Annotated in this window: 13 protein-coding genes; all 13 read right to left on the reverse strand. The window is 68.1% G+C overall.

The genetic code is table 11. The features are described 5' to 3' along the window. Window positions 1-16: 16 nt before the first annotated feature. Window positions 17-937, reverse strand: a complete 921-nt coding sequence (gene prmC, locus VGT00_00120) for a peptide chain release factor N(5)-glutamine methyltransferase (protein HEV8529802.1) — start codon at window positions 935-937, stop codon at window positions 17-19. Further along, complete coding sequence (prfA, locus tag VGT00_00125) at window positions 934-2,001, reverse strand: peptide chain release factor 1 (protein HEV8529803.1); 1,068 nt, start codon at window positions 1,999-2,001, stop codon at window positions 934-936. Before prfA ends, prmC begins: the two co-directional genes overlap by 4 nt. Window positions 2,002-2,114: 113 nt before the next feature. Beyond that, window positions 2,115-2,330 carry a 50S ribosomal protein L31 gene (rpmE, locus tag VGT00_00130; GenBank protein HEV8529804.1) on the reverse strand — a complete coding sequence of 72 codons (216 nt, stop codon included), beginning with the start codon at window positions 2,328-2,330 and terminating at the stop codon, window positions 2,115-2,117. A 106-nt stretch (window positions 2,331-2,436) separates the two neighbouring features. Beyond that, window positions 2,437-3,840, reverse strand: a complete 1,404-nt coding sequence (rho, locus tag VGT00_00135) for a transcription termination factor Rho (protein HEV8529805.1) — start codon at window positions 3,838-3,840, stop codon at window positions 2,437-2,439. 79 nt (window positions 3,841-3,919) lie between these two features. Then, window positions 3,920-5,005, reverse strand: a complete 1,086-nt coding sequence (locus VGT00_00140; GenBank protein HEV8529806.1) for a peptidylprolyl isomerase — start codon at window positions 5,003-5,005, stop codon at window positions 3,920-3,922. After that, window positions 5,002-8,223, reverse strand: coding sequence for a transcription-repair coupling factor (mfd, locus tag VGT00_00145; GenBank protein HEV8529807.1), 3,222 nt, complete (start codon window positions 8,221-8,223; stop codon window positions 5,002-5,004). Before mfd ends, VGT00_00140 begins: the two co-directional genes overlap by 4 nt. Window positions 8,224-8,444: 221 nt before the next feature. Beyond that, window positions 8,445-9,098: a redox-sensing transcriptional repressor Rex gene (locus VGT00_00150; protein HEV8529808.1), complete on the reverse strand. Its 654-nt coding sequence runs from the start codon at window positions 9,096-9,098 to the stop codon at window positions 8,445-8,447. Between the two features lie 62 nt (window positions 9,099-9,160). Further along, window positions 9,161-9,475: an ATP synthase F0 subunit C gene (locus VGT00_00155; protein HEV8529809.1), complete on the reverse strand. Its 315-nt coding sequence runs from the start codon at window positions 9,473-9,475 to the stop codon at window positions 9,161-9,163. Window positions 9,476-9,505: 30 nt separating this feature from the next. Next, entirely contained in the window at window positions 9,506-10,261 is a 756-nt protein-coding gene (atpB, locus tag VGT00_00160; GenBank protein HEV8529810.1) for a F0F1 ATP synthase subunit A, read from the reverse strand. A gap of 4 nt (window positions 10,262-10,265) precedes the next feature. Continuing rightward, a complete protein-coding gene (locus tag VGT00_00165) occupies window positions 10,266-10,631 on the reverse strand; it encodes an ATP synthase subunit I (GenBank protein ID HEV8529811.1) in 366 nt (121 codons plus the stop codon). Then, window positions 10,624-10,866: an AtpZ/AtpI family protein gene (locus tag VGT00_00170; GenBank protein ID HEV8529812.1), complete on the reverse strand. Its 243-nt coding sequence runs from the start codon at window positions 10,864-10,866 to the stop codon at window positions 10,624-10,626. Before VGT00_00170 ends, VGT00_00165 begins: the two co-directional genes overlap by 8 nt. 205 nt (window positions 10,867-11,071) lie before the next feature. After that, window positions 11,072-12,742 carry an iron ABC transporter permease gene (locus VGT00_00175; GenBank protein HEV8529813.1) on the reverse strand — a complete coding sequence of 557 codons (1,671 nt, stop codon included), beginning with the start codon at window positions 12,740-12,742 and terminating at the stop codon, window positions 11,072-11,074. Beyond that, the gene (locus VGT00_00180) at window positions 12,735-13,817 is read right to left on the reverse strand and encodes an ABC transporter ATP-binding protein (protein HEV8529814.1); all 1,083 of its coding nucleotides are present in this window, start codon (window positions 13,815-13,817) and stop codon (window positions 12,735-12,737) included. The genes VGT00_00175 and VGT00_00180 overlap by 8 nt, the downstream gene beginning before the upstream one ends. Window positions 13,818-13,822 lie beyond the last annotated feature (5 nt).

The raw sequence follows: 13,822 nt of genomic DNA on the forward strand, positions 1-13,822 counted from the left end.
CGGCCCCTTCCCAGCATCAGCAGCTCATCCTTTGTGTGGCCAGGCCCGTGAGCGGCGCCAATGTCTTGCCCTCGGCCCAGCAGCCCTCGATATAGCGTTCGATGCCCCGGAGATCGCGCCGCGCGCCGATGGCCGAGAAGCCCTCCGCCGCCATCAGCGAGGCCAGCGCCCCCGCCTGTTCCTCGCCGATCTCCATGACGAGCCAGCCGCCCGGCCGCAGAAAGGCCGGGGCTTCCGCGATGAGGCGCCGCAGGACGCGCATGCCATCCGGACCGCCGTCGAGGGCCAGGCGCGGCTCAAAGCGCGCCACCTCGGCGGGCAGCGAGGCGAGCGTCATGGCGGGCAGATAGGGCGGGTTGGCCACGACCATGTCCAGGCTGCCTCCGAGCCAGGCCAGCGGCCCGAAGAGATCGCCCGCGACAAGCCTCACGCGCGCTGCGAGCCCGAGCGTGCGCACATTGTCCGAGGCGACGGCGAGGGCGCCCAGGGACTGGTCCACGGCCAGGAGCTCGAGATCGGGACGTGCCGACGCCAGCGCGCAGGCGATGGCGCCACTGCCCGTCCCGACATCGGCCACGACCGCGCCGTGGTGACCGGTCAGCAGCTCGAGGGCCCGCTCCACGAGCCCTTCCGTCTCCGGACGCGGGATCAGCACGTCGGGCGTCACGGTCAGCCGCAGGCCCCGGAATTCCTCCCAGCCCAGGATGTACTGGATGGGCTCGTGCCTGGCGCGGCGGTCGAGCAGCTCACGGTAGCGGGCGACCGCCTCCGCGTCGACCGGCCGCCGCGGCTCGACATAGAGGGCGAGGCGGTCCGTGCCCATGACGGCGGCCAGGAGCTCCTCCGCGTCGTGCCGCGCGCCGTCGAGGCCAGCCTCGCCTAGGCGCGCGGCGCCGAGGGCGAGAAGCGAGGCGATCGGGCTCGTGGCGCGGCTCATGACGGCTCGTGCAGCTTCTTACGCTGCTCCTCGGCGGCGAGGGCGTCGACGATCTCGTCGAGATCGCCCTCGAGGATCGCGGGCAGACGATACAGGGTGAGGTTGATCCGATGGTCGGAGACCCGGCCCTGAGGGAAATTGTAGGTACGGATGCGCTCGCTGCGCTCCCCGGTTCCCACCTGGCTCCGGCGGTCGGCGGCGATGGCCGCGGCCTGCTCCTCCTGGGCGCGCTCGAGCAGCCGAGCCTTCAGCACCCGCATGGCCTTGGCTCGGTTCTTGATCTGAGAGCGCTCGTCCTGGCAAGTGACCACGAGTCCCGTGGGGATATGGGTGATCCGCACGGCGGAGTCGGTGGTGTTCACGCCTTGGCCGCCGGGCCCGGACGAACGGTACACGTCGACGCGGATGTCCTTCTCTTCCACCTTGATGTCCACGTCCTCGGCTTCGGGGAGCACGGCCACCGTCACCGTGGAGGTATGGGTGCGCCCGCTCGACTCCGTCTCGGGCACCCGTTGCACGCGATGGACGCCTCGCTCGAACTTGAGCCGGCTCCACGCGCCCCGGCCCTGGATGAAGAGCACGATCTCCTTGAAGCCGCCCACCCCCGTTTCATGCTTGTCCATGAGCTCGACCTTCCACTTCTGACGCTCGGCGTACTTCGTGTACATCCGGGCCAGGTCGGCCGCGAAGAGACCGGCCTCGTCTCCGCCCGCTCCGGCACGGATCTCCACGAAGACGTTCCTGTCGTCGTTGGGATCCCTGGGAATGAGGAGGGCGCGAAGCTCCTCCTCGAGCTTGCCCTGGCGGGCCTCGAGGTCGCGCACCTCGGCCTGGGCGAGCTCACGCATCTCCCGGTCGGGCTCCTCGGCGGACATGCGGCGAGCCGACTCGAGACCGCCCAGGAGCTGCTTGTAGTCCTCGAACGTCTGCACGACTAGGCTGAGCTCGGAGGCCGCCTTGGCGGTCTTGGCATACAGCGCGGGCTGGCCGAGCACCGCGGGGTCGGAGAGCGAGCCGTTCAGCTCGCGATACCGATCCTCGATCTGGCGGAGCTTGTCAAACATCGCGGCCCCTTGCGGGGGAGTAGGCGGACGGCGAGGCCACCGCGCGCAGAGACGGAGACCGACGGCACTTCAGGACGGTGACAGGGTGGCGCGGCGCTCTGCCGAGCCGGTCCCTACCCCTCCGCGATCGGCTTCCTCTTGTACTTCCGCTGGAAGCGTTCGACGCGTCCGGCCGTGTCCAGGAACTTCTGCTTGCCCGTGAAGAAGGGATGGCACTTGGAGCATACTTCCACCCGGATATGGGGCTGGGTGGAGCGGGTGTGAATGACCTCCCCGCAATTGCAGGTGATCGTGGTGTCCACGTATTCCGGATGAATGCCAGCCTTCACGGCGCACCTCCTGATGATTGCGAATGAAGGCTAGATGTTACCAGCAGCCTACCAATACCGCAACAAATTGGGGATTTGGGTACTGGGCCGGGATAGGGGGTGACCCTCACCCCATCTGGCTCATGGCGCTCAAGAAGTCCTTGTTGGTCTTGGTCATCTTGACCTTGTCGAGCAGGAGCTCCATGGCTTCCACGGGGTTCAGCTGGGTCAGAGCCTTGCGGAGCAGCCAGACCTTCTGGAGCTCGTCCTTCTCGAGGAGCAGCTCCTCTTTCCGGGTGCCCGTCTGCTCGATATTGATGGTGGGGAAGACGCGCTTGTCCATGAGGCGCCGGTCGAGATGGACCTCCATGTTGCCCGTGCCCTTGAACTCCTCGAAGATCACGTCGTCCATCCGCGAGCCCGTGTCCACGAGGGCGGTGGCCATGATGGTGAGGGAGCCGCCCTCCTCGATGTTTCGGGCGGCCGCGAAGAAGCGCCGAGGCCGCTGGAGCGCGTTGGCGTCCAGACCACCGGAGAGCACCTTGCCCGACGAGGGAATCACGGCATTGTGCGCCCGCGCGAAGCGCGTGATGGAGTCGAGGAGGATGACGACATCTCTCTTGTGTTCGACCAAGCGTTTGGCCTTCTCGATGACCATGTCGGCGACCTGGACGTGGCGCTGGGGCGGCTCGTCGAAGGTCGAGGAGATGACCTCGCCCTTGACAGAGCGCTGCATGTCGGTGACCTCTTCGGGCCGCTCGTCGATCAGGAGCACGATGAGATAGACCTCGGGGTGGTTCTTGGCGATGGCATTGGCAAGGTTCTGGAGCATGACCGTCTTGCCGGTGCGGGGCGCGGCCACGATGAGGCCGCGCTGGCCCTTGCCGATGGGACAGAGCAGATCCATGACCCGCGTGGTCAGGTTCTCCGAGTCGTGCTCCAGCCGCAGCCGCTCCATCGGGTAGAGCGGGGTCAAGTTGTCGAAGAGGGTCTTGTCGCGCGACTGCTCGGGCGTCTCGAAATTGATCGCCTCGACCTTGAGCAGCGCGAAGTAGCGCTCGGTGTCCTTGGGGGGCCGCACCTGGCCGGAGATGGTGTCGCCCGTGCGGAGATCGAAGCGCCGGATCTGCGAGGGGGAGACGTAGATGTCGTCCGGCCCCGGCAGATAGTTATAGTCGGGAGCGCGGAGGAAGCCGAAGCCGTCGGGCAGCACCTCGAGGACGCCCTCCGCGAAGATGAGCCCGTCCCGCTCGGCCTGGCCCTGCAGGATCTTGAAGATCAGCTCCTGCTTGCGGAGCCCGCCCGTGCCCTGGACCCCCAGGTCCTTGGCCACGGTGTTGAGCTCCGTGATGGTCTTATCCTTGAGTTCGGACAAATTCATCCTGTTGCCTCCTGCTCCACCGGAATCGGACGCGGCCGTTTCGGTGGCGTCAGACTTCTGCGGCGAGGGCCGTTTGGGACTACGCTGCGAGATGGCGATCTCCGGGGGGTTGAATGTGTACGGGGAACTTGGTTCGACTACGACCCTCAATCTCCCACAGGGCCGGCGATGATGTCAAACTTAAAAACTCCGCGCCATCGGCAAGCCCCGTGTCCGGCCGGACCCTCGCTCAGAGGCGCATCTCGATGATGGCCTTGCCGCGGATCTCCGTCAGCCATTCCTGGAGCCTCGTCTCGTACTTCTGCTTGTAGAGGATGTCGCGGATCTGGCTCCGGGCCTGGGCGAGCTGCTCGCCCGCGAGCGTCTCCTTCGAATCGAGCTCGAAGAGGTGATAGCCGACCTGGGACCGGAAGGGCGGCGAGTGCTCACCGGGCGAGAGCCTCAGGATGGCCGCCTCGATGTCCGCGGCCAGCTCGCCGCGCTTGAGCACGCCGAGCCGGCCGCCGTTCAGGGCCGTGCCCGTGTCCTCCGAGTACTCGCGCGCGAGGTCGCCGAAGTCCTCCCCCCCGAGCACGCGGCTGTAGATCTCGTCGGCCCGACGCCGGGCCACCGTCCAGCCGTCCTCCCCCGAGCCCGCCCGGGGCACGAAGAGGATGTGCCGGGCCTCGAAGGACAGGCCCGTCTCGAGCTTCTCTCGATTGGTGATCAGGTAGCGGTCGATCTCCTCCTCGGTGACGGACACGCGGAGGCCGACCTTGCGCCGGATCATGCGCTCGACGAGCAGCTGCTCGCGAACACGCTTCTTGATGGTGTCCATGTTCAGACCCTGGGCCTTGATCATCTCGTCGAGTTCCGCCTGGGTCTTGGCCCCGAGCCGCTTCTGGATCTCTCCGAGCCGCTCCGTCATCTCGGCGTCTTCGACGGTGATCTTCTCCCGCTCGGCCTGCTGGATCTGGAGCCGCTTCTCGATGATGCCGGAGAGGAGTCGCTCGCGAAGCTTCCCCCGCTCCTCGCCCTCGGGCGGTCGCGGCTGCTTGTTCTCATAGAGGTAGTAGGCCTCCGCCTCATCGAGCTCGTACAGGGTGACGGCGTCGCTGTTCACGACGCAGATGACCCGGTCCATGACCGCTTCGGCGTCCGGGGGCAGGGCCGGGCGCGAGAGGATGGGGGCCCGGACCTCGCTGGGAGGCGGGGAGGGCGGGATCGGCTCCGGCCCTTTGGACTTGCCGATGAGCGGCACCCACGACGGGACGGAGCAGCCCGCGAGGGCGGCGGCCACGCACCCGGCCAGGACGAGGCGGGACACCTGCCTCACGCGAGAGACTCCAGCAGCGAGCGCAGAGCATCCCGTACGGCGTCCCAGGGGCCCGGGGGAACGACCGCCTCGAGCATGAACTCCTTCCGCATGGTCACTCCGCTGCCGCGTCGCTCGAGCACGGTCAGGATACGCTCCGGAGCGACGGGAGTCGACGGGGCGAAGGTCAGGAGCGCCCGGCCGCCACCGGCTTCGAGGCGCTCGACGCCGAACCGCCGGCTGAGCACCCGCAACCCAACCACGTCGAGTAGCGCGACCACGGCGGGAGGCGGCGGGCCGAAGCGGTCCGCGAGCTCGGCCCGCAACTGGGCGATCTCGTCATCGCCTTCCACGTCCGCAAGTCGCTGGTAGATGGCGAGCCGCTGGTTGACTTCGGGAACGTAGCCGTCGGGCAGCAGCGCCTCCACCTCCACCGTGATCACCGGGTCTACCGAGGCGGGGGCCGGCTCGCCTTTCAATTCTCTCACGGCTTCGGCCAGGAGCTTGGTGTAAAGATCGAACCCCACGGCCGCGATGTGTCCGTGCTGCTCGGCGCCGAGCAGATTGCCGGCGCCGCGGATCTCGAGATCGCGCATGGCGAGCTGGAAGCCCGCTCCGAGCTCCGTCATCTCCTCGATCACGCGCAGGCGCCGCTGCGCGGTCTCGTCCAGGCTGCCCGCGGCGGGCACGAGGAGATAGGCAAAGGCCTGCTGGCGCTCTCGCCCCACGCGGCCCCGCAACTGGTAGAGCTGAGCGAGACCGAAGCGGTCGGCGCGATTGATGATGATGGTGTTGGAGGCCGGGATATCGAGCCCCGACTCGACGATGGCGGTGGAGACGAGCACGTCGGCCTCACCGTCGACGAACTTGACCATGACCGCCTCGAGCTCGCGCTCTCCCATCTGACCGTGGCCCATGACCACCCTCGCCTGCGGGCAGAGCTGGCGCACGAAGGTGGTCATGGACGGCAGCGACTGGATCCGGTTGTGAACGAAGAAGACCTGGCCCCCGCGCTGCAGCTCGCGCTCGATGGCCTCCTTGATGACCTTCCGATCGAAACCGGTCACGATCGTTTCCACGGGCAGCCGGTCGAGCGGCGGGGTCTCGATCACCGAGAGATCGCGCGCTCCGGCCAGCGACATGTACAGGGTGCGCGGGATGGGGGTGGCGGTCAGGGTCAGCACGTCCACCGAGGTCCGGAGCTGCTTGATCCGCTCCTTGTGGGTGACCCCGAAGCGATGCTCCTCGTCCACCACGAGGAGGCCGAGGTCGCGGAAGGCCACGTCCTTGGACAGAAGCCGATGCGTCCCGATGACGACGTCCACGGCGCCCGTCTTGAGCCCCGCCACCACCGCCTTCTGCTCCCTGGGGCTGCGGAAGCGGGAGAGCAGCTCCACGCGGGTCGGGAAGGGCGAGAAGCGATCGCTGAAGGTGTGGAAGTGCTGCTGGGCCAGCACCGTGGTCGGCACGAGGACGGCGACCTGCCGTCCGTCCGCCACCGCCTTGAAGGCCGCGCGCAGGGCCACTTCCGTCTTTCCGTAGCCGACATCTCCCGCCACCAGGCGGTCCATGGGACGCGGGCCTTCCATGTCCCGCTTGGTGTCCTCGATGGCCCGCAGCTGATCGCGCGTCTCCTCGAATCGGAAGGCCGCCTCGAACTCCCGCTGCCAGGGCGTGTCTCCCGAGAAGATCCGCCGCTCGGCCACGGAGCGCGCGGCGTAGAGGCGGAGGAGCTGCTCGGCCATCTGGCGCACGGCGGCCCGCACGGACTCCTTGACGCGCTGCCAGGCCCCGCCGCCCATGCGGTCGAGCCGCGCGGCCACCGATGGCGCGCCCATGTACTTGGAGATGAGGTCGAGGCGCTCGACGGGAAGATAGAGGCGACCGCCCTCGGCGTACTCGAGGAGAAGAAAATCCGCGTCACGGCCGTCCACGGACATGGTGCGCAGGCCGTGGTAGCGGCCGATGCCGTGGGCCTCGTGGACCACCAGATCGCCCGGGTTGAGGTCGGTGAAGGCGGCGATGGCCGCCCCGCGCTGGAAGACCGGACGGCGCAGCCGGCGCCGGCGCGCGCCGAAGATGTCTTCCTCGGCGAGAAGCACGAGCCCGAGCGCGGGCAGATGGAAGCCCCCCGCGACGTCGCCCGTGATGACGCCGAGGCCCTCGCCGCTCCAGAGGGTGGCGCCGGGCCACGGCTCGAGATCGTGCTCCTGGAGGATGCCGCGACAGCGCGCCGCCTGGGCCTCGTCGTCCACGACCAGGCGCACGGCGAATCCCTCGGCGCGCCAGCTCCGGATCTCGGCCGCGAGGTCTTTGAAGCGGCCCTGGAAGCCGCCGACCGAGCGAGTGCCCATGGCCACCCGCGGCACCAGTCCCGCGCCCCGCTGAAGCAGCGGTAGCTCCAACCGCGAGAAGCCGGCGAGTGCCTGGGCCAGGGGCACGGCCGAAGGCGCGTCCTCGGGCGGAGCCTCGAGGAGCGCGGGGTCGTCGAGGACGATGAGGGTCTCGCTCGGCAGCCAGGCCGGCAGGGTGTGATCGGCCCCCGCCAGGGGCAGCACCGTCACCTCGCCGAGCGTCTCCACGGACCGCTGCGTCGTCGGATCGAAGAGCCGCAGCGATTCGATCTCGTCGCCGAAGAATTCGGCGCGCGCGGGCCGCTCATGGGCGGGCGAGAAGATGTCGACGATCCCGCCCCGGAGGCTCCACTGTCCAACCTCGACCACGGTGTCCACGCGCTCATAGCCGCCCGTCTCGAGCGCGCGGAGAAGGCGGTCGCGCTCGAAGGTCGCCCCCACGGTCAGCGTGAAAGTCCGGGCGCGGAAAGTCTCCGGGGAAAGAATCGGTGCTCCGAGGGCGGCCGGAGTGGTGACTACCACGGCGGCGCCCCCGGTCACGAGCGCGTGGCAGACCAGAGCGCGCTCGGCGACATGGTCGCGATGGCGGCCATGCCAGGCGCTGGGCTCGGCCGGCGGAAACTCCAGAACGGGGACGCTCGAGGAGTCGAGCGTGTCCCGGAAGAAGCGGACGTCCTCGGCGGCGCGGTGACGCTCGGCGGTGCCCGGCGAGAGGTACAGAAGGGGTCGCCCCGTGTCGCGCACGAGGGCCGCGACCACGAGGGCGCGGGAGGACCCCCACAGACCCTGGGCCTCGAGACGGACTACTCCCTGGGCGAGGGCCGTGGAGAGCTCTCCAAGCGCGGCCCACCGGAACAGTGTCGACTCCGACGCGGTCAGGCTCATGAACGAATGCTGCGTGACGCCACCCGGCAGCTTAGCACCCGCCCCCAGCCACGGGTGCAGTAGTTCGAGCTGAGACGGGGCCCGCAGTTCGAGCTGAGGGCTGAAGGCCCGAGCCGAGAGCTGAGTAAGTTCCGCAGGCGTGGCAGTTCGAGCTGAAGGGCGTAGCCCTGAGGCGAGGGCTGTGTGGGTCAGCGGCGAGGCGAGTGCTGAATTAAGTTCACTTACGACTTGGGACCTTGCGACAGATAGAAGCTCAGGGTCTCGAGCTCGATGGACAGATCCACGCTCTTGAAACGTACGTCTTTGGGAGCCCGAATGCGCCCCGGGGCGAAGTTGAGGATGGCCTTGATCCCGGCGGCCACGAGCTTCTCGGTCACCGGCTGCGCCGACTCGGCGGGCACGGCCACGATGGCGATCTGGAGATTGCGGCCCTTGACCTCGCGGGCGAGGTCACGCATGGGCAGGATGGGCACGCCGTCGGCCGACTTGCCGCTCTTGGCCGGATCATCGTCGAAGATGGCCGAGATGCGGAAGCCCTGGCGGGCAAAGCCCTTGTAGTGGAAAAGCGCCGAGCCCAGGTTGCCGAAGCCGACCAGGGCCACCTTCCACTCGCGGTCCAGGCCCAGGATGCGCTGGAGCTCGGCCTTGAGCCCCGAGACGTAGTAGCCGATCCCGCGCACGCCGAACTCGCCGAAGTAGGCGAGGTCCTTCCGGACCTGCGCGGAGTTCAGGCTGAAGCGCTCGGCCAGCTCCTGAGACGAGATGGTCTTGACTCCGTCCTCTTCGAGCTGCAGGAGACAGCGCGTGTACACGGACAGGCGCCGGACCGTCATCTCCGGGATGCGGGGGATCTTGAACTGAGACCGTCGAGCCATCGCCGCGCGGCTTCGGGCGTCCCGGGGCGGCGCCCCGGGACGCTCCTAGACTCCGGCTGTCGTTACGACTTCACGAACAGCAAGATGACCGCGATGACGAACACGAACAGGACCAGCGACTCGATGAAGGCCAGGCCGAGCAGCATGGCGGTCTGGATGCGCACGATGGCACCGGGCTGACGCGCCATGGCGTCGACGGCCGAGCCCGCGGTGCGGCCCTGGGCCAGGCCGCAGAGGCCGGCGGCCAGGCCGAAGCCGATGCCCGCGGCCAGGACGGCGAAGGCCTTCGGGAGGTCGCCGGCGCCGGCCTCGGCCGCCCAGGCCATCCCGGGCGCGGCGAGAAGCGCCATCAGAGTCAGAGTGACAGTGCGTCGCACGGATCTCCTCCTTGTAGTGGTGGTTACCGCCTAGTGGTGTTCGGCTTCCTCGACGGCCGCGGCGATGTAGAGCATGGCCAGCTTGCAGAAGATGAAGGTCTGGATCAGGGCCACCAGGATCTTGAGGGGGAGCAGGAAGCCGACCACGAAGACGATCATGATCAGGGTGGCCGGCGCTCCGATCAGGATCCCCCCCAGGGAGCCGGACAGGGCCCAGCCAAGCATCCCGTCCAGGCCCATCATGAAGAAGAAGATCGCGAGAAGGATGTGGCCCGCCATCATGTTGCCGAAGAGGCGAAGGGACAGCGACAGCGGCCGCGCGCAGTGGCTGATGATCTCGATGACGAACATCAGCGGCTTGAGCAAGGTGGGCACGGGGCCCGCGAAGTGCTTGAGGTACGGGATGACCCCCTGCTTCCTCGCGCCGATCCAGTGATAGGTGAAGAACACGATGAGCGCGCAGGCCGCGGTGGTATTGAGATTGGCGGTGGGCGCGACCAGCCCCGGCACCAGCCCCATCAGGTTCGAGGTCAGGATGAACAGACCCAGGGTGGCGATGAGGGGCAGATAGCGCCGGCCATCATGCCCGATCGTCTCGTCCAGCTCCTTGACGAACTGCTCGAGGATGACCTCCATCACGTTCTGCGTGCCGCTCGGCACCAGCTGGAGACGGCGCGTGGCTACCACCGCCACCACGACCAGCACCGCCATGACGATCCACATGTAGAGGACCTGGTCCGGAATGTGCGGGACGCGAAGGATGGGCGGATGCTCGATGAGCTCCATGGTCCTAGCCGTCCTCGCGGGCGCTCAGCAGTCCCTGGGCCAGCAGCACGGGGGGCAGGGCGGCCAACCCGACACCCACGGCGACGGGATGAGCCCAGCCCTGCGCCACGAGGGCACCCAGGGCGCCGAAGGTGAAGAGCTGGCGCAGGCCGATGCGGCCGACCCGGGCCAGACCAGCCTGCCCGTCGGCGACCAGGGCCACGGCCCGCCGAAGATCGCGGGCGAGCCAGCGAAAATTGATGATGCCGATGACGCCGCCTCCCGTCACGCCGGCCGCCGCCGGCATGCCGGCCAGCCACCAGGCGCCGGCGCTCAGGGCCGCCACCGTCCAGGCGCCCGCCCAGGTCACGCGAGTGGTGAGATCAGGCATTGTCCCCGGAGTCATCCATTCGGCTCAGCTTCTTGATCGTGCGATAGAAGTTCACACCCGCTGCCGCGATGCCGAAACCCAGCCCGATCAACACGAGCCATGGCTGCGTCCCCAGCCACCGGTCCGCGAAGTATCCGACGCCGAGCCCCACGGCGACACACGCGAACAGCATGGTCCCGAGATTGACGAGCTGCGCGGCTTGGCCACGTGGCGGCCGGTCACTTCCCGGAGCCATGTGAACAGGAACACTATCACACCGCTATCGGCTGCACAAGCACACCCAAATGATTGATATCACGGGGGAAAGCGCCTAGCGAAACCTGTCGGTCACGCACAAAAACCCTCGCGGCGGCGGACGATCGAGCTGAGACGCTGCCCGCAATCCGAGCTGACCCGCGGCGGTTGGCCGTCGCAAGGTGAGAACTCGATTGAATAGATTGCTAGCCGAAGACGCCGCCCATCCGGCCCGCGGCAAGTCTGTTGATGACGAGGACGCTCAGGGCGGCCACGGCGATGAGAATGGCGCCCAGCGCGGCCGCCTCGCTCGAGCTGCCCGCGATGTAGAAGGTGAAGATTCCGTTCGTGATCATCTCCCAGCCGCCGAGCGCCAGGAAGAGCACGGCGGAGGCCTCCTGGAGCGAGGTCATGAAGGAGAAGAGGCTGCCCACGACGATGCCCTTCCAGATCAGGGGCAGGCTGATGTCGCGGATGGTCCGCAGCCCGGTGGCCCCCACGTTCTGGGCGGCCTCTTCCATGGAGCGATGGACGAGCAGGAGAGAGGAGTGGGCCGCCCGCACCGTGTAGGGCAGGCGTCGCACGGCCAGCACGAGCGGCATGACGATCCAGAAGGAGGTCAGGCCGCGATCGAAGCCGGGCAGGTCGAAGTGGAAGGCGCGGATGTAGGCGATGCCGATGGCCGTGCCGGGCACGGCCAGGATGAGCGTATTGATCGAGTCGAGGGCTCCGCGCCCCGGCAGCCGGGATCGCGCGAGCACCCAGGCGATGGGCACGCCCACGGCGATGCAGAGGGCCACGGCCAGCCCCGAGTACAGAAAGCTGTTGAGGATGTACTTCGGGGTCTCGACGATCACCCGCTCGTAGTGCTGGAGCGTGTAGGAGAGCGGCAGCGGGGTCAGGGACCAGCCCTTGCTGAACGAGGCAAGGGCCACTCCCACGTACGGAATGAACGAGAGCAGCATGAGGGCGGAGAGGAACCCGACGGCCCCCGCCCGCTTCCACGGGGTCAAGCGGCGGCGCTCCACGGTCGCGTAGGACAGCGAGGCGTAGTCCTTGAGGCCCACCCAGCGACGGGCGACCATGAGGAAGACCACGGCCAGGATCACCATCAAGGCCGAGATCACGATCCCCATGCGGAAGATGCGGCGATCCACGAACTGCACGATGTTGAGATAGGCCTGGGGCGCCAGCAAATCCTGGACGCCCAGGATGAGCGGGGTGGCGAAATCCGAGAAAGTCCAGATGAAGACCAGGAGGGCCCCCGCGACATAGCCGGGCGTCATGAGGGGCAGGGTCACCGTCCAGAACTTTCTCCATCCCCGCGCGCCCATGCTCTCCGCCGCCTCCTCGAGCGAGGGGTCGATCTTGCCGAGGGCGTCCACCACGTTGAGGGTGATCATGGGAAAGAGGTGGAGCGTCTCCACGAGCACGACCCCGTGGAGGCCGTAGAGGAAGTTGATGGGCTTGAGGAGATCGAAGACGTCCTGGAGCAGCACGTTGACGGAGCCGGCCCGGCCAAGGATGAAAGTGAAGCCGAGGGTGCCCACGAGGGGCGGCGAGATGATGGGGATCATGGTCAGGTAGCCGAAGAGCGCGCGCGCGGGAAAGTCGAAGCGCACGAGCAGGAAGGCCACGGCGATGCCGATCACGGAGGAGGCGGCCACGGTCGCCACGCCCAGGGCCAGAGACTTCCAGAGGGCCCGCAGGTAGAAGGCGTCGGTGAAGAAGGCCGTGAAGTTCGCGAGGGTGAGCCGGCCCGCCTCGTCGGTGACCGCGTCGTAGAAGATCCGGAGGAGCGGGTAAACGAGGAAGAGGACGAGGAAGAGCCAGAGGAGCCCGATGCCGAGCGCGGGCAGCGCCCGCCGTCTAGACACCTGCCGTCTCGACATCATCGGCCAGGGCCAGGGTCACCGAGGCGGGAAAGCTGACGGCGACCTCCCGGCCGATGGGGAGCGGCTCGTGGTGCCAGGCGTCGCGCACGTCGGCCCGGATGACCTGACCGCCGGCCGTCTCGACATCGTAGCGCACCGTGCTCCCGAGATAGGAAACGAAGGCCACGCGGCCGCGCACCACGTTGCCGGCCGGCGACGGCCCGGAGTCCAGGGCGACGTTCTCCGGGCGGATGGCGAGCACGCAGCGCTCGCCGACCACGGCCTCCTCGATGGCCCGCAACGGGCCCAGCGGGGTCTCGACCATGAGTTGCCCGGGCGCGCGCGCACTCACCCGGCCGGGGACGAGGTTGTTGGTGCCCACGAAGTCTGCGACGAAGCGTGTCCGCGGCCGCTCGTAGAGCTCCTTGGGCGCCCCCACCTGCAGCACGCGACCGTCTCTCATGACGGCCACGCGGTCGGACAGCGAGAGGGCTTCTTCCTGGTCGTGGGTGACGTAGATGGTCGTGATGCGCAGCTCCTGCTGGAGTCTCCGGATCTCCGCGCGCACCTGGACCCGGATCTTGGCGTCGAGGTTCGAGAGCGGCTCGTCGAGGAGCAGGATGTCGGGGTTCAGCACGAGGGCGCGGGCCAGGGCCACCCGCTGCTGCTGCCCGCCCGAGAGCTGGCCGGGGTAGCGAGCCTCGAAGCCCGCGAGATTGACCTTGGCGAGGCCCTCGCGCAGGCGGCGCTCCACTTCTGCTCGGCTGAGCTTTCTCAGCTTGAGCCCGTACGCGACATTGCCCGCCACCGTCATGTGGGGCCAGAGCGCGTAGTTCTGGAACACCATGCCGATATTCCGCTCGTAGGGGGCGAGGCCGCTGACCACCCGGTCCCCGAAGCGGATCTCCCCGGCGTCGGGCTGGTAGAAGCCGGCGAGGAGCCGCAGCAAGGTCGTCTTGCCGCAGCCCGACGGGCCCAGGAGCGTGAAGAGCTCGCCGTCACGCACGGTGAGATCCGCCCGGTCCACCGCGGTGACGGCGCCGAACCGCTTGACGACCTCGCTGATGCGAATGTCCACGTGGT

The organism is Candidatus Methylomirabilota bacterium, from assembly GCA_036002485.1.
In the GTDB taxonomy this organism is placed as follows: Bacteria; Methylomirabilota; Methylomirabilia; order Rokubacteriales; family CSP1-6; genus AR37.